We start from the raw sequence: 14,365 nt of genomic DNA, 5'->3' as shown, positions 1-14,365 counted from the left end.
GCTTAGTTGTCTTGCTAGGGGGTTGAATATGGATGTTAAAGAGCTTTTGAATAAACTAAGTATTGAGGAGAGGATTTCCTTACTTGTTGGTGCAGGATTTTCAAAAATAGTTCCTGGAGCTGCTGGCGAGTCTAGAGCTGTTGAGCGATTGGGTATACCATCTATTGTTATGAGTGATGGCCCCGCTGGTGTGAGAATTCATCCTCTTAGATTTGGTGTTAAGGAAACGTTTTATGCTACTGCATTTCCTAATGAGATTCTTCTTTCATCTACTTGGAATTTAGATGTTGTTGAGAGGGTTGGGAAAGCCATAGGTGAGGAGGCTAAGGAGTATGGAGTTGATATAATGCTTTCACCAGGTCTTAACATGCATAGAATACCGCTTTGTGGTAGAAACTTTGAGTATTTCTCTGAAGATCCGCTACTTGCAGGTGAGATGGCAGCAGCTTATGTTAGGGGTGTTCAATCTGTTGGTGTAGGTGCCACCTTAAAACATTTTGTTGCTAATGATCAAGAAACTGGCAGAATGTATATAGATGTTGTAGCACCTGAGAGAGCTTTAAGAGAGATTTATTTAAGAGCATTTGAAATAGCCGTTGAGAAGTCGAGACCATGGGCTATAATGGCTGCGTACAACAAATTAAATGGTAAGTACTGTACACAGAATGAGTGGCTTTTGACAAAGGTTTTAAGAGATGATTGGGGTTTTGATGGTCTTGTAATGACTGATTGGGGTGCTGGAGACAATCCTATTGAGCAAATCAAAGCTGGGGTAGACATAATAATGCCTGGTAATGACAATATTGTTAAGACTCTTATTGAAGCCTATAGAAAAGGAGAGTTAAGTGAGGAGATAATAAATAAGAGAGTATTGAAGGTTTTAGAGCTTGTTACTAAGAGTTTGAAATTCAAGGGCTATAAACACTCAAATAAGCCTAATCTTGATGAACATGCTAAAGTAGCTTATGAAGCTGCAATAGAGGGTTTTGTTCTTCTTAAAAACAATGATGTTCTGCCACTGCCACAGGATAGTAAGGTTGCTGTATTTGGCAAGGGATCTTATCTAACAGCTAGAGGTGGTTTAGGAAGTGGTTTTACACACCCACGCTACACAATATCTATAGTTGATGGGCTTAAAGAAAGAGGTGTGAAGGTGGATGAGAAACTGGAGAAGATGTATAGAGGCTTAATGCTTCCCTTCTTTGAGCTTGGCGAAATAACATCCTTGTTTAGACGATTCAGAGAATCTGCGTTGCAATCAGGTGATCAAGGAGCTATACAGTGGCTTTTATCAGACTATGTTGAGACTATGATAGAATACTTCAAAATTATGAATATACAGGAAAACATCTTTGATGACACCACCCTAGATGAGATTGCAAGAAGAAATGATGTTGCATTAATAACCATATCCAGAGTTTCTGGCGAAGGATTTGATAGATATCCAGTAAAGGGAGACTTCTATCTAAGGGATGATGAATATGATCTTATTCAAAGAGTTTCAAAAGCATTTCACAAGTATGGCAAAAAAGTTATTGTTTTACTCAATGTTCCAAGTCCTATTGAAATTGCTAGTTGGAGAGATCTTGTAGACGCTATCATGGTTATTTGGATGCCTGGGCAAGAAGCTGGAAGAGCTGTTGCTGATGTGTTGCTAGGGAAGGTCAGTCCCAGCGGTAAACTGCCTTTAACATGGCCTAAGGATCTCTATGAAACACCTGCTATGAGATCATTTCCTGGAGAACCAAGAGATGATCCAAAGAAAGTTGTTTATGAGGAGGGAATATATGTTGGTTATAGATACTATGACACATTCTCTGTTGAGCCAGCCTATGAGTTTGGCTATGGATTAAGCTATACAAAATTTGATTACAAGGATCTAGATGTTAAAGTTTATGATAATACATTAGTGGTGAGTTTAAAGATTAGGAATGTTGGGAAGTATGTTGGTAAGGAGGTTGTACAGGTTTATGTCAGAGCTCCTAGAGGTAGAATTGAGAAGCCATTCCAAGAACTCAAGGGATTTTACAAGACAAGGGCTTTGAATCCTGACGAAGAAGAGAATGTAAAGATAAACATACCTTTGAAGTACTTGGCTAGTTTTGATGGAAGTAAGTGGGTTGTTGAGAAAGGAGTTTATGAGATTAGAGTTGGTAGTTCATCTAGAGATATAAGACTTGTTAAAACTGTTGAAATAGATAAAGATTATTGCTATAACACAAGCTGGAAACAGATACAATGCAGCTAGAGAATATGCAATAGCCTACCTCTTAAATCAAAGAAAGTAGCATCATTTATTTCAACAACAGCTTTTTTACCTAGATACTCTCCCCCAACATCCAACACAACAGGTCTATAATTAAATAACCTACCAATTGCCTTGTTCCTAACCCTATCTACCTCTGTTATCACAACCTTTGCTCTAGACCCTACATATTCTCTATTTATTTCTAGTGCCACTTTCTCGTACACTGATTCTATGTAGCTACTTCTACTCTTCTTTACAGGATCTGGTAACTGGGGCATTAGAGATGATTTTGTGAATGGTCTTGGGGAATATCTTGCAATGTGAACTCTGTCTATGCTATATTCAGTAATGAGTTTGATGCTCTCCATAAAAGCAGTTTCATCTTCTCCTGGATGACCAACAATAATATCTGTTGCTATATGCACACCCTCTATCTTTTTTCTAACCTCATTAACAATGCTTATAAAATCTTCAACTGTGTATCCTCTGTTCATAAGCTTCAAAACTTTGTTATCACCACTTTGCACAGGTATGTGGAGATGCTTATAGACGCGAGGATCTTTAAGAATCTCTATAATTTCATCTAAGTAATTTATTAGGTGTCTTGGATTCATCTGTCCTAATCTAATCATGTAATCTCCTTCAACACTAAGAATAGAGTTTAACAGCTCAGGCAATGCATATTTGCCGTATAGATCATAGCCATAAACGCTAAGATCTTGTGCAGTAATCTCTACTTCTATAGCCCCTCTACTAATTACATCTTTAAAAACATTAACAACTTTTTCTATTGGCACACTCTTCAAATGAGGTCTAGCAACCTTCACTATGCAAAAAGAACACTCATCTAAACAACCCTCAGCAACAGGAATAGAGGCTGTAACACCTTCAACAACTCTAGGCAAAACACTAAACTCTTTAAACTCATCAAAAAGCATTACTGGTTCCGAAGACTCTACAGCTTCAACAATTCTATTAATACTTTGAGGCACTATAAGAGATGCTTGTGGAAAAATCTTTCTAACTTTAGCAGGAAAAACTCTAGCAAGACATCCAGCAACAATAACCTTCTTATTCAGCTTCTTTAGCTCCTCAATTCTTGAAAACATTCTCGACTCAGTATCGTACCTAACAACACAGGTATTCAACACTATAACATCTGCATCCTCAATATTATCAACAACCTCATATCCACTCTCAACTAGAATGGTTTTCATTATAGCAGAGTCAGCCTTATTTAACGTGCATCCATAAGTTTCTATATAGATTCTTTTACCTTTCAACCCCATCTGCTAAACTCCTACACCCATCCCCATTTAAACTCTTCATCGCATCTCAAACATTTATACAACCAACTATATTACTGAATTAAATATAAAAGCTTTTAGCTCACAACATTGTTTCTACTAAAAACACGAGAATGTTTTATTTTCATTCTTTGTGAAAATCGCAGTTTATATTTCTGTGTTGCTTATTTGCATTATTTGTGTAAATGAAAAAAATTAGCTTATTTAGCATGTACCGTTGCTCCTTGGGGTGTGGAAAAAATGGTATTGTCTTTGCCTATTAAAAGATTTGCTGTTATTGCTATTGCACTACTTGCTATAGTTTATATCATCCCCAGCTACCTCAGACAGCATTCAAGTGCTGAGTTTATGAGCATTGTTTACAAGAGATTTGAGGATATTGTCAATGAGTATGCCAATAAGCTTATTAGGAATCTAACGATTTGTGTTTCCACAGCGAATACGTCTATTGTGAATGAGTTGATTGGCGTTGAATTTAAGAATGTTGTTGTAGATTCGTTCAAAGATTTTTGCAATATAACTATTATTGATTTTGAGAAACTGTTTGAGGTATCGAGAAACAAAACACTTGTGAAAACAGCTTTCTCTAGGGAGGTAAAAGCTGTTTTCATATCAAAAAACATTGTTGATCCAATAGAAATGTTGTTCAATGAAACAACACCTCCAATAGCTGTGATACCCATTAAGAGAGTTGGTAATAAGACTGTTGTTGGGTTAAGTGAAAAACCATATGCGCTATACATAGAAACATTTAGAATAGGCAATAAATCAAGCGTTCTAGGAGTAAACTACCATGTGTTCACAAGCAAAAGAAGCATTAAAGATATTGCAATGGAGATTGCAAAGGACATGGCAAGAAAACTTGTTAAAGCTGAAAATGTTTTGATGGAAATAATCAATGAGTTTCCACCAAAAGCAAAAGCACAGGGAGTCTGCCCAGATGGATATTTCTATAGCTACAACTTGATAGGAAGATTTGAATACAAAGATGACATTGACTGGCGTGGTGAAGATGTAGGATATGGAGAAACAATAATATACTTCTCATATGCTACAAACTTCTATACAAATAATTATCCCAAAATAAGATTGTGGAAAGTTGTTGTGTTTCAGCTTGAGAATATTTATAGCCCTAGGTACTGGTATTTGCCAATGCTTATAGACTTTTTGGGGCTGAAGCAGTGGAAGCCTGAGCCAAACGTTATAGAGGTTAATGCATATACAAATCTTTATCCAGATCAAGAGATTACATGTTCTGAGCCTCTAGGAGCTCAAACAGGTGGACAGGTTTATGTTGGTGTAGAGATTAGTGCAATACCCCCAGGGATTAGCTTCCAAGCTGGTACTGTTATATTGTCTGGTGGTATTTATCATGAGGCATATGCAAGAAATGATTACTATAGCAGTTACTATAAGTCTCGTGTAATAAATGTTGTTGGGTGGCACTGGGGATCGTACAATGCAGATGCTAAGTATGGCTACATGACTTCTGTGGCATATGTTGAGGGAGAGCCAAAGGATGTAACTGGAATACCAGGTTACCACCTCTATGGAATACTCGTTGGTGTAAAAACAAAAACTGTTGCATGGCAACATTTTACAGGGTATCGGGCGTGGGTTGAAAGAGTACAGAGCTTTGTTTTAAGATTTACAGATGTAATTCAATTGAGTGAAAAAGTCTCATCCGGTTCATATCCATAACAAAAACTTTTTTATCATGTTCTGTTATAAGCTTCTACATCTTAAAACTATATTTGCTTGGGTGAGTATGTATTTCGCAGGATGATGAAATAAAGATTTTGTATGACTATGAAAAGCTGTTGAACATGGTTTATGAGAGGCTGCCTAAGAGAGTTGTTGCAAGGGCTTATGATATTCCATCGCTTGAAGTTGACTATGTTGGTGATCACACTGTTATCAAGAATTTTAATGTTGTTTGTGAGAGGATTAGAAGAGAGCCTAGAATAGTTATGAGGTTTTTGCTGAAGGAGCTTGCAATGCCTGGTTCTCTAAATCCTGACAACAGTCTGATTATATATAAAAGAGTTTCTACAAAGTCTATTCAAGGTCTTTACACAAGGTTTTTGGAAAGCTATGTTAGATGCTCAACATGTGGAAGTTACGATACTGAGCTTGTGAGGGAGGGGAAAGTGTGGTTTATTAAATGCTTAGCTTGTGGAGCAATAACATATGTGAAACCTGTTTAGGTGATTAAGTTACATGAGTTTATTTATGATGAAAATTCATCATAGGATTGGAAAGAAAATTGTGGCAGTATGTGATGAGGAAATAGTTGGAAAGGTGTTTAGAGAAGGGAATATAGTGTTAGACATTTCACCAAAGTTTTATGAAGGTAAGAAAGCTGATTTGGAAGAGGTTGTGAAAGAGATTATGGATGCAGATATTGTTGTTTTATCTGGTAAGAGAATAGTTGAGGAGCTTGATAAAAAAGGTCTTGTAATTAAAGATTATGCTCTAAAGGTTGGCGATCAACTACATCTGCAAATAATTAAGGAGGTTTTTGAAACTTGAAAAGGTTCTGTGTTAAATGTGGTGTTGAAGAATCTCCATCTACACCTATAGTAAATGGTCTTTGCCCAAAATGTTATGTGGAAGTTAGGGGAGTTGTTGAGAAAGTTGATAAAATTGAAATAGAGTTTTGCCGATCTTGTGGTGCTGTTAATGTTCATGGTAAATGGATTGATGTTAACAGCTCTGAGGATCTTTCAGAAATTGTAGAGGAATATGTGATAGACTCTATAAAACCATTGCAAGACTTTTTACTAGAAGATGTAAAAGTTGATTTTAAGCCATTTGAAGATTCCATAGCAACGATTAAGCTGTTTGGAAAGCTTAGAGAAATAAAGATAGAGCATGCAATACAGGTTAGAATGTTTTGGAAATCCACATTGTGTCCAAATTGCAGAAGAATTGCTGGTGGTGGGCATAAGGCCGTGGTTCAAATAAGGTATGTTAATGATGATGAGGAAATAGAGAAGTTTGTGAAGCTTGTAGAGAAAGAGTTCAATAAATTTATTAAAGAGATTAAGCCTGTTAAAAAAGGCTATGATATAATGTTAACTGATGCTGGAATAGCGAAAAAGATAGTGGATTTGGCAAAAAGGAGATGGTTTGGAGTGAAAATAATTGAATCATTTGGAGATGTAAAAAGACTTTCCACTGGTGAAAAAATGGCTAGGCTTTACATATCAATCAGAATACTTAATTTTAAGTCAGGAGACTACATTGTTGTTAATGGTACACCTTACACCGTAGAATCATTTGATGGTGCATGGCTTAAATTACGTAATCAAAATGGTGATGTGATCGAAGTGCATGTAGATTTTGTAATGAAAAGTTTTTCAAAGTATAAATCAAGAAAATGAAAAGTGTTTAGATTTATAAGCTACAGATTTTTAAGTTCATTTCAGAAGGTGGTGAAAACCTATAGCAAAAGATAAAAAGGTGGAAAGCACACCAAGAGATCTTACATTACCTACTCAAGGTCAGATTCTATGTGTTGTTGAGGAGATTATAGGAGCAGATTTTTTAAAAGTTAGATGTGTTGATGGTGTCCCCAGAGTTTGTAGAATACCTGGAAAATATAGAAGAAGAGTTTGGTTTTCTGGAGGTGATGTTGTTCTTGTTCAGCCATGGGATTTTCAGCAAAACAAGGGTGACATTATCTACAAATATAGTAAAGATGAAGTTAGAAGATTGATATCAATGGGTTTATTGAGTAAAGAATTTGTGGAGGGGGCAGTCTAATAAGAAAACATGTAAAGAAATTGTTTAATTTCTTGTTTGTTAAGCGAAGCTTTCAATTATATTAAAATAATTAATATAGTTGAGGATAATGTGATATGAGTGAAGACATTGAAAAGAGAGTTGATATAGAAATTGGAAAAAGATCTAGAGAGCGTCGACATAAAGATAGTGATTTGCTTGAAACTGTTGAAGAAGTGTTTGATAAACCTACTATTCTAGCTATTATTGAATTAAAGAATAGAGGTTGTTTAGCTGAACTAAAAGGAGTTGTGGCTGCAGGTAAAGAGGCCAGGATTTATTGGGCAAAGAACAGAAATGGTGGTGATCTTGCAGTGAAGATATATTTAACATCGTCTGCAGAATTTAGGAAAAGCATTTGGAAGTATATAAAAGGCGATCCAAGATATGAATGGATAACATCCCTCCCTTCACATAAACTCATGTCTGTATGGGCAAAGAAGGAGTTTTCTAATTTAAGGAAAATGTATGAAGCAGGTGTTTCTGTTCCAAAACCATTTTGCGTATATAGAAATGTGCTTGTCATGGAGTTTATAGGTTCTGAAGGTGTAAGAGCGCCACTTCTGAAGGAGGTTGTTGAGATGGGGAAAATAGATTATGAGATGGCTCAAAAAATTTTTGGCATCATAATAAAAAACATCTATAAAATGTATTGGTTTGCAGGTCTTGTGCATGGGGATTTAAGTGAATATAATGTTATGATACATAATGATAATGTTTATATAATAGATGTTAGTCAAGCAGTGTCTTTGTCTCATCCAAATGCTCATGTGTTTTTATATAGAGATGTAATGAATATTGTGAAGTTCTTCAGAGATGAAATTGGTTTAGAGCAATACTCAGCTGACAAACTATTTGATTATATAGTGTCTAAAAAAGTTAATGAATTGGAAAAGATGTTGGAGGAGTAAAGCTGAAATGGAGCTTACAAAACTATATAACATATATAACAGCTAACAATTACATTTATATTGTGCTTGCAGGTTATTTAAAATGAATCTAGAAGATGAGAAGAGTTTAAGGAAAAATAATGAGGTTCCAAAAATTGGTGTTGCTCAAGGCTATCTTATACCAGGTGTTACGAGACTCTACATAAAAATTCCTCTAGAAAGAATCGGTGCACTCATAGGTAAAGGCGGCGAAACTCTGAAGAAGCTTATGGAGCAAACACAAACAAAAATAACTGTTGATGAAGTCAATGGAACTGTTATAGTAGAGCCTCAAACTCCGCAAACAAGAGTTTTGGATTTAATGAAAGCAAGAGACATAATACTAGCTATAGGCTATGGCTTTTCACCAGAAAGAGCATTTAGACTTCTTGAAGATGATCAAATACTCATCGTTATAGATTTAAAACAATATGTGAAGCCATCAGAAAATCATTTGACCAGAGTAAAGGGTAGGCTAATAGGTGAGGATGGTAAGGCCAGGAAGAATCTCGAGGAAATGACAGGAACAGAAATATCAATATATGACGACTATGTGGCTGTAATAGGAGATTATGAAAGTGCAAACATTGCTCGAGAAGCAATTCTTATGCTCATAGATGGAAGGCAGCATTCAACAGTATACAAATATGTTGATAAAGCTATGAGACAAATAAGAAGATCTAGAATGGTGAGTTTGTGGGAAAAAGAGTATATGCCTAAGTAAAGTAAATTGTATGAATCATAGATGAATAATAGTACAATAATGTAAAACATAGATCTGATTTTAAAGTTTCATACAACATAATATTATTTGTCATCATATTCTCTCCCTTGGCCTTATCACCTTCAAGATTTTTATCAAAGCCTATAACGCTTATCCTCATATACTTGATAACACTAGCTCATAGCTTAATCTATCATAAACATCTCTATACATTAATGTAATAAACATTCATATCTTAATATACTACTAAGATCTTTAAAAAAGATTTAGAATTGATTTATAAATTCACGTGAGACCATGAAGCAAAAAGCATAAGAGTATATAAGGTTCAGTAAATAATGTATACTAGCTCAGATGAAATTTGGAGGGCCCGTAGCTCAGCTAGGTAGAGCGGCGGGCTCCAGCTAAAAATCTATGGGTCTGTTGACCGCTATGGGATGAGAGGGGGCTGGAGCGTTGAGGAGAGACCCGTAGGTCGGGGGTTCAAATCCCCCCGGGCCCACCATAATCTTGTTCAAAACATTTCATGAAATATGGGAATTTCTTCAAAATATTTTTGATTCTTGTTCTTGCTAATGGGTGTGTTGCAAGTAGTTTTGATATTAAATCCTCTTTATTTTTCTCCCATTGACCAAGAAATGCAAGAAGCTTTAGATATGAGCAGGGGTTAGAGGTATTGGATATTGCAAAGAGATCTGCTTCTAGTTCAAATTTTCTTGTAATGTATTTTAGCAACATATGTATTGATATATAGGCAAATACAAAAACCATCATCAATATCATAGCATCTGCTATGGTTGATAAGAATTGAAGTTCATATATTGTTATTCCTGTTAGTATAGAAAGTAACATGCTTGCAGTAATTGTGATCTTGATACTATGCTTTAACTTGCAATGTGCATATTCATGAAGTAAAACAGCCTCTATGTAATCCCAACTCAAGTTGTGCAGAGCTTTTGTTATTATAATTGTTCTACATCTTAACCCAAAAACCACTGCATTATAAAATGGGGCATTAGCTTCTTTAATATATTTGAATGGTTTAATACCTATTTTTAATGCTATGCTAGTAGATAACTTAGCTATTCCTTCATCATTCAATGGTTTTGCTTTAAGCCACCAAAGTTTAAATCTGATAAATCTTCTTAACCACTCTAAATAGCTTATAGCCTTTGACATGGTATTAAGCCACTTATTGAGGTGAAAGATTGGCAACATATTTAAGAGGTCATATAATGGTTAAAAAAGAGTTTGCTGAACTCATAATTAAAGGCTTAAAAACTACCACTATTAGGCTTGGAAAGGTTGTTCCAAAATCTAAGGAGATAATAATTCACAGTGGTGGAAAACCTATTGCAAAAGCGGTTATAGAAAGTGTTGAGTATAAGAAGGTTGGCGAACTTACTGATGAAGATGCTAAAAGGGATGGGTATCAAACAGTTGATGAGCTTTTAGAGTCTTTGGAAAAGATATACAAAACCAAGATATCTAGCAGCGATGTTGTGACCATAATAAGGTTTAGAGTTGTGAAAAGATTTAATGAGATAAACACAGATGATATTTACTTGGGGCTAGAACCTATTGACATTGCAAAACTGGCTCATAGATATATACTGAACGAGCTTTCAGAAATTGATAAAAAAGTAGTTGAAGAAGTTATGAGAAGTAAAAGCATTAGAACAGCATCAATTAAGCTTTTTGGTTCTCTAAATAAGAGATGGATTGTTAGAAAAACACTTAGAAGATGCTTGGCAAAACTTGTTATAAAGGGAATAATAAATATTGATGAGAAGTCTTTAAAGAGATTAGCTGAAGTTTCTGAATTTTGGAAGAAAGTGTATATGCAGTTAAGCAAAAAATAAGGTTATGAAAGTTTAATTACATTCTCCTTCTTGCTCATAACAATATCAAAAGCAACCTCAGCAGCTGCTTGTAAATTAAAGCAGAGAAGCATTAACTTTTCGAAGAAGGATTTCATCTTCAAATAATCCTCCAATGACTTGTACTTTGGAATAACATCGGCTTCAAGTCTACTCACAAATTTTGTTGCTTCGGCTGCGAGATCAGCTGCTCTACTTGCTATTGCAAGATCTTGATTTGTTATTGCTTGCAGTATCATATCTATTGTATAGCTTAAGTGAAGTTTCATTTCCTCTAGTTTATCACCAACAACTTCTTTAATAACCTCAATTAAAACTGTTTTTTCATTTAATATCTGAGCTGCTTGAGCTAGAGAATCTCCAACATCTTCTAAAGTTTTTATAAGAACTCTGTACTCAGTTAGGAAATGGGATGTATTTTGTATGTTTAATGCATATACATATCTAATTGCAAGAGCATGAACTCTATCCATTTCAAATTCTAGCTCTGTAATCTCCTTTAAATGTTCTGTTAAACCAGTTTTAATAGATGTTATGAGATAGTCTAGCATGCTCTTTATTGTTGATGACATTCTTTCTACAAGTCCATCAATGCTATATCTTTCTGTATCAACAAAATTCTGAATAACTATAGAATTCTTGGTCTGAGCAACTATCTCAGCGCCTATTAACATTCTCACCATAGTTCTTATGCTGCTCATTATATGAGGCGGTATTGAACCATTCTCATACTCGATAACTATTCTATCATAGCCTATTATATATGATGTATATAAAGCTCTTTGAACAAGCTCTTCATTAGTATTTTTGGATAAAATAATCCTTATTTCCTTTCCTCTAATTCTTTTTTCAGCAAGCTTTTGCGGAAAAACAACTAAAGAACCATCATCTTTAACCTCTAGAACCACAAGATCAGATGGTTTAAGATCTACTATTTTAACCCATTCAGATGGAAGAGATATCATAAGAGTTGATTTTCCAAATCTTTGAACCTTTCTGGTTTCAACAATTTTTTGTGTATTCATATATCTCTATACCGTATATACATTTTGTTTAATTAGCTTAAAACTGTTTTTATACAACAAAATATGTATTTTGAATTATTTTTAAGCTAATTAAACAAAATGTATAGCTAAAAACTTAACATTGTTTAGACTAAGATCGATTTTTAGATTCCGGTTAGCAATTCAATTGAATTTTCATATAAAATTGTTTCTCACAAATTCATAAAATATATGGAGAGAACAATGAACTTGCAGATCATTTTATGGTATGTAGAGAGTTGATTTTTAGAAACTAGTCTTGAAGTATTTTTGTAAGATCATATATTGTTATTTCTATTATTTTTCCATTTTTAATTCTAATGGCAATATTATTTTCAAGTAGCACAGCCTTATCAGCATCCTCCTCCTCTATAATGATATGAATAGAATCCGAAACTTTATCATAAATAAGTTTTGCTTTTTCAAGACTCTTTAGATTTATCATATATTCGTCTATTTCTCTGTTCTGCAAGTTTTTTCACAAGTATATAGCAAACATTCACAGAAAAATAGTTTTTCAGCAAATCAAACCAACTATACTTATAAGCTTTGTAAGCAAAGCTGTTTCAACCCACAAATACGAGCTCGATTTGAATGTCAAATCCTGAATCTGTAACAAAGGTAAAAGATTTAAAACCAGGAATGGAAGGAATAACAATTGATGTAAGAGTTCTGGAGAGTTTTGGTACAAGAACCATAGAGACAAAAGCAGGTATGAGAACTCTTGGAGAATATATTGTTGGAGACGATACTGGAAGAGTAAAACTTGTAGTATGGGGTCAAAAAGCATCTTTGCTCAATGTTGGCGATGTTATTGAAATTAAAAATGCTTGGGTAACATCATTTAAGGGAGAAGTTCAGCTTAATGCTGGAAAGAATAGCGAGTTTTCAAAACTAAGTGATGATGCTGTTGTATCTGCAGATTCAATACCAGAGGAAATGCCTAAAGCTGAAGGTGGCAAACCTTTGGGAAGATCCAGATTTGGTAGAGGCTCTAGAGGAAGAGGTAGATTTGGTGGAAGAAGGTGAAATATGATGCAAGATCAACCAGCTGAGCAGCATCCAAGATGGAATGAAGTATATAGGAAGAAAGGAACTGAGATAGGAATTGACAGAGGAGATTTCATTGTTGCGGTAGATGAGGAAAAAGCATATGCATTAGCACCAGCAGTTTACTATGTATGGAATATGTGTGATGGAGAAACAACAGTTGGAAAAATTGTTGAAAGTCTTGCTGAGGCTATTCAAGAAGAAGTAGATATAGCAACGCTGTATAATGCCGTTACAGATATAATAGATAAGCTTGTGGAGGTAAATCTTCTTGAAAAAGTCTCGTGATATTAACACGTTAAAAATAAATGAAAATATTTTTTAAATAAACCTACTTCGATAAGCTCTAGCTCTTGGGTCATCAATATTTCTTAAATATGCAGAGAACAAGGCAAGAGCATATAGCATATTCTCAACATTGCTAATCTCATAAAAGGAGACTATGTAACCTTCGCCAAAACTATGCAAAATAACATCATTATTACCTAGTTTAATTAAATCGTCTAGATATGCTACATATTTTGAATCAATGTTGAATGCAAAATACTTTGCATTTACATTTTCATATCTTAACTTAATACCAAACCCCTTAACGAAATAGAAGAAAGGTGTACTTTTAACAGATATTTCTATGCGCCCCTCATAAACATTGTTATACCTTTTAAATTCAGCAACTCCTCCACGAATTAATTCAATAAAACTTTCAGAAGAAAATTCATCATCGATACATATATGTGGTATACCTAATTCTTCATTAAGATCTATTTCAAGGTCAAGCTGCTTTACTCTGTGACTACACACAAAATTTTTTGCATATGGTACTAGAATTTTTGTATCAATCCAAGTAATTTCAGCAACTTTATAAACATATTGAAAAGATGTTTCAACAACGTTATCGCATATTATGGCAGAACCTGGTGCAATAGCTAAGCTGTATTTAACATTTTCAATTAGTATAGTTATTGTAGCTGGCTCTATAGCTATGTAAACAGGTGTTTCATGAGCTATTTTAATCAGTTGCCTAAAATAATTCACAAAATTCTCTCCTAAACCATTTTCAGATGCAATAACTTTGCAATTCTCATGTATTTTCAATATGAGCACCTTTTTACATAAAAACTCATTAATTTTCCAAACTATATCTAGTTAACGTTGATTTTCAAATATTAAAGGTGAGAAGCTAAATGTCTAAAATGTCATCTAAAGCATTTAAAGCATGTATAAAATGTAAAGCTCTTGTGCCATCAGAAACCGAGATATGTCCAGTTTGCGGATCAAAAGAATTTTCAACTGAGTGGAGTGGTATTGTTATTGTTTTAGATCCTGATAAATCCATGGTAGCAAAACTTTTAGGTATAAAAACCCCAGGGAGATATGCTATAAAGGTTGGTGCTTAAG

17 protein-coding genes and 1 tRNA gene are annotated in these 14,365 nt (G+C 34.5%); 13 read left to right on the top strand and 5 right to left on the bottom strand.

The features are described 5' to 3' along the window. Positions 1-28: 28 nt before the first annotated feature. Positions 29-2,248, top strand: coding sequence for a glycoside hydrolase family 3 C-terminal domain-containing protein (locus QPL79_RS03120; protein ID WP_285273318.1), 2,220 nt, complete (start codon positions 29-31; stop codon positions 2,246-2,248). Here QPL79_RS03120 and QPL79_RS03115 read toward each other — a convergent pair. Next, entirely contained in the window at positions 2,245-3,537 is a 1,293-nt protein-coding gene (locus QPL79_RS03115; RefSeq protein WP_285273317.1) for a tRNA (N(6)-L-threonylcarbamoyladenosine(37)-C(2))-methylthiotransferase, read from the bottom strand. The genes QPL79_RS03120 and QPL79_RS03115 overlap by 4 nt on opposite strands. Before the next feature lie 258 nt (positions 3,538-3,795). Between QPL79_RS03115 and QPL79_RS03110 the strand changes: the two genes are divergently transcribed. The 8 genes from QPL79_RS03110 (at position 3,796) to QPL79_RS03075 (ending at position 9,499) form a co-directional block, all read left to right on the top strand. Further along, positions 3,796-5,256, top strand: coding sequence for a hypothetical protein (locus QPL79_RS03110; RefSeq protein WP_285273316.1), 1,461 nt, complete (start codon positions 3,796-3,798; stop codon positions 5,254-5,256). A 98-nt stretch (positions 5,257-5,354) separates the two neighbouring features. After that, the gene (locus QPL79_RS03105; RefSeq protein ID WP_285273315.1) at positions 5,355-5,762 is read left to right on the top strand and encodes a translation initiation factor IF-2 subunit beta; all 408 of its coding nucleotides are present in this window, start codon (positions 5,355-5,357) and stop codon (positions 5,760-5,762) included. Positions 5,763-5,775: 13 nt separating this feature from the next. Continuing rightward, positions 5,776-6,087, top strand: coding sequence for a DUF424 domain-containing protein (locus tag QPL79_RS03100; RefSeq protein WP_285273314.1), 312 nt, complete (start codon positions 5,776-5,778; stop codon positions 6,085-6,087). Further along, positions 6,084-6,941 (top strand): 60S ribosomal export protein NMD3, encoded by an 858-nt coding sequence (locus QPL79_RS03095; RefSeq protein WP_285273313.1) that lies wholly within the window; start codon positions 6,084-6,086, stop codon positions 6,939-6,941. Before QPL79_RS03100 ends, QPL79_RS03095 begins: the two co-directional genes overlap by 4 nt. A 61-nt stretch (positions 6,942-7,002) precedes the next feature. After that, on the top strand, positions 7,003-7,323 hold the full coding sequence (locus QPL79_RS03090; RefSeq protein ID WP_285273408.1) for a translation initiation factor aIF-1A: 321 nt from the start codon (positions 7,003-7,005) through the stop codon (positions 7,321-7,323). A 95-nt stretch (positions 7,324-7,418) separates the two neighbouring features. Beyond that, complete coding sequence (locus tag QPL79_RS03085) at positions 7,419-8,252, top strand: serine protein kinase RIO (protein ID WP_285273312.1); 834 nt, start codon at positions 7,419-7,421, stop codon at positions 8,250-8,252. A gap of 82 nt (positions 8,253-8,334) precedes the next feature. After that, positions 8,335-8,994 (top strand): KH domain-containing protein, encoded by a 660-nt coding sequence (locus QPL79_RS03080; protein ID WP_285273311.1) that lies wholly within the window; start codon positions 8,335-8,337, stop codon positions 8,992-8,994. Positions 8,995-9,360: 366 nt separating this feature from the next. Next, positions 9,361-9,499 (top strand) — tRNA-Trp (locus tag QPL79_RS03075). Here the strand turns inward: QPL79_RS03075 and QPL79_RS09265 are convergent. Beyond that, on the bottom strand, positions 9,478-10,173 hold the full coding sequence (locus QPL79_RS09265; RefSeq protein ID WP_350309071.1) for a M48 family metalloprotease: 696 nt from the start codon (positions 10,171-10,173) through the stop codon (positions 9,478-9,480). The genes QPL79_RS03075 and QPL79_RS09265 overlap by 22 nt on opposite strands. Positions 10,174-10,202: 29 nt before the next feature. Here QPL79_RS09265 and QPL79_RS03070 point away from each other — a divergent pair, with 29 nt between their 5' ends. Next, positions 10,203-10,856 (top strand): ASCH domain-containing protein, encoded by a 654-nt coding sequence (locus QPL79_RS03070; RefSeq protein ID WP_285273310.1) that lies wholly within the window; start codon positions 10,203-10,205, stop codon positions 10,854-10,856. A gap of 2 nt (positions 10,857-10,858) precedes the next feature. Here QPL79_RS03070 and QPL79_RS03065 read toward each other — a convergent pair whose 3' ends face one another. Both QPL79_RS03065 and QPL79_RS03060 read right to left on the bottom strand, forming a co-directional pair. After that, the gene (locus tag QPL79_RS03065; protein ID WP_285273309.1) at positions 10,859-11,899 is read right to left on the bottom strand and encodes a phosphate signaling complex PhoU family protein; all 1,041 of its coding nucleotides are present in this window, start codon (positions 11,897-11,899) and stop codon (positions 10,859-10,861) included. A gap of 271 nt (positions 11,900-12,170) precedes the next feature. Beyond that, positions 12,171-12,389 carry a DUF2283 domain-containing protein gene (locus tag QPL79_RS03060; RefSeq protein WP_285273308.1) on the bottom strand — a complete coding sequence of 73 codons (219 nt, stop codon included), beginning with the start codon at positions 12,387-12,389 and terminating at the stop codon, positions 12,171-12,173. A gap of 122 nt (positions 12,390-12,511) precedes the next feature. On the opposite strand from QPL79_RS03060, the gene QPL79_RS03055 reads away from it, so the two are divergent. Together QPL79_RS03055 and QPL79_RS03050 are read left to right on the top strand one after the other, a co-directional pair. After that, a complete protein-coding gene (locus QPL79_RS03055) occupies positions 12,512-12,946 on the top strand; it encodes a single stranded DNA-binding domain-containing protein (RefSeq protein ID WP_285273307.1) in 435 nt (144 codons plus the stop codon). 6 nt (positions 12,947-12,952) lie between these two features. Next, positions 12,953-13,255 (top strand): PqqD family protein, encoded by a 303-nt coding sequence (locus tag QPL79_RS03050; RefSeq protein ID WP_285273306.1) that lies wholly within the window; start codon positions 12,953-12,955, stop codon positions 13,253-13,255. 33 nt (positions 13,256-13,288) lie between these two features. On the opposite strand, the gene QPL79_RS03045 is transcribed toward QPL79_RS03050, so the two are convergent. Then, positions 13,289-14,062, bottom strand: a complete 774-nt coding sequence (locus QPL79_RS03045) for a hypothetical protein (protein ID WP_285273305.1) — start codon at positions 14,060-14,062, stop codon at positions 13,289-13,291. Between the two features lie 89 nt (positions 14,063-14,151). On the opposite strand from QPL79_RS03045, the gene spt4 reads away from it, so the two are divergent. Beyond that, complete coding sequence (gene spt4, locus QPL79_RS03040; protein WP_285273304.1) at positions 14,152-14,364, top strand: transcription elongation factor subunit Spt4; 213 nt, start codon at positions 14,152-14,154, stop codon at positions 14,362-14,364. Position 14,365 lies beyond the last annotated feature (1 nt).

The sequence above is a fragment of the Ignisphaera cupida genome (assembly GCF_030186535.1).
Classification (GTDB): Archaea; Thermoproteota; Thermoprotei_A; order Sulfolobales; family Ignisphaeraceae; genus Ignisphaera; species Ignisphaera cupida.
The sequence above is the reverse complement of the archived record's forward strand: the minus strand, read 5'-3'. Positions and strand labels throughout refer to the sequence as shown.

What these genes read in the sequence shown, in the direction of transcription:
- QPL79_RS03120 (WP_285273318.1), top strand. Translation starts at nt 29, where the DNA reads ATGGATGTTAAAGAGCTTTTGAATAAACTAAGTATTGAGGAGAGGATT.
- QPL79_RS03115 (WP_285273317.1), bottom strand. Translation starts at nt 3,537, where the DNA reads ATGGGGTTGAAAGGTAAAAGAATCTATATAGAAACTTATGGATGCACG.
- QPL79_RS03110 (WP_285273316.1), top strand. Translation starts at nt 3,796, where the DNA reads ATGGTATTGTCTTTGCCTATTAAAAGATTTGCTGTTATTGCTATTGCA.
- QPL79_RS03100 (WP_285273314.1), top strand. Translation starts at nt 5,776, where the DNA reads ATGAGTTTATTTATGATGAAAATTCATCATAGGATTGGAAAGAAAATT.
- QPL79_RS03085 (WP_285273312.1), top strand. Translation starts at nt 7,419, where the DNA reads ATGAGTGAAGACATTGAAAAGAGAGTTGATATAGAAATTGGAAAAAGA.
- QPL79_RS03080 (WP_285273311.1), top strand. Translation starts at nt 8,335, where the DNA reads ATGAATCTAGAAGATGAGAAGAGTTTAAGGAAAAATAATGAGGTTCCA.
- QPL79_RS09265 (WP_350309071.1), bottom strand. Translation starts at nt 10,173, where the DNA reads ATGTCAAAGGCTATAAGCTATTTAGAGTGGTTAAGAAGATTTATCAGA.
- QPL79_RS03065 (WP_285273309.1), bottom strand. Translation starts at nt 11,899, where the DNA reads ATGAATACACAAAAAATTGTTGAAACCAGAAAGGTTCAAAGATTTGGA.
- QPL79_RS03055 (WP_285273307.1), top strand. Translation starts at nt 12,512, where the DNA reads ATGTCAAATCCTGAATCTGTAACAAAGGTAAAAGATTTAAAACCAGGA.
- QPL79_RS03050 (WP_285273306.1), top strand. Translation starts at nt 12,953, where the DNA reads ATGCAAGATCAACCAGCTGAGCAGCATCCAAGATGGAATGAAGTATAT.
- spt4 (WP_285273304.1), top strand. Translation starts at nt 14,152, where the DNA reads ATGTCTAAAATGTCATCTAAAGCATTTAAAGCATGTATAAAATGTAAA.